This window comes from Vibrio sp. 378 (assembly GCF_033339435.1).
In genome coordinates this window covers 1-616 of sequence record NZ_JAWOUO010000763.1, presented here as the reverse complement: position 1 = coordinate 616, position 616 = coordinate 1, and the positions used below count along the sequence as shown (strand labels likewise).

1 protein-coding gene is annotated in these 616 nt (G+C 45.6%); it reads right to left on the bottom strand.

What is annotated here, in order from left to right:
* Positions 1–616 (bottom strand): EAL domain-containing protein (locus R7Q48_RS28715; protein ID WP_318133742.1); only part of this gene is annotated, 616 nt, incomplete at both ends.

The window sequence follows — 616 nt, the reverse complement described above, 5'->3', positions numbered from 1 at the left end:
ATTTTGCGCTGCTTTAAATCCTTATCGATGTCTCTAATCAAGCTGCCATCCAGCTTTATCACTTCCGGCTCTAACTTTAAGATCTCGTCAATATTGGAGTATCCAGAACCAAAATCGTCCACGATAATGCGCGCACCCAGTTTTCTGAAATGGCTGCACACTTCTATCATACGACCGTAATCTTTAATCTGTTCAGACTCCAGCACTTCCAGCCCTATCCGCGTCGAGTCATTCAACTGGCTGATTTCATGCTCCAGCAACATCAACGTTTTGTCGCTCAACAAATCTTGCGGAGACAAGTTAATCGAGAAATCCCCTTTCTTATCTCGCATGTAATGCAGCGTCGAGCGGATCATGTGACGACTCAATCTGGTGTACAAATGCGTGTCTGAGATGATCGGTAAAAATCGCCCCGGCGCAATCACTGTTCCATCTTCTTCTAAAATCCGCACCAGACATTCTTGGCTGGCAGGAAGATGACTGTAAGCGTGCACAATCGGTTGGCTATACGTAATAATGTTCTGCTTGAGAATCGCGCGGCTGACGCAACTCAACCACCCTAGTTGCTCTTTACGTACATCTTCACTGACTTCGATGTCTTTAGCGTTGCAAATAT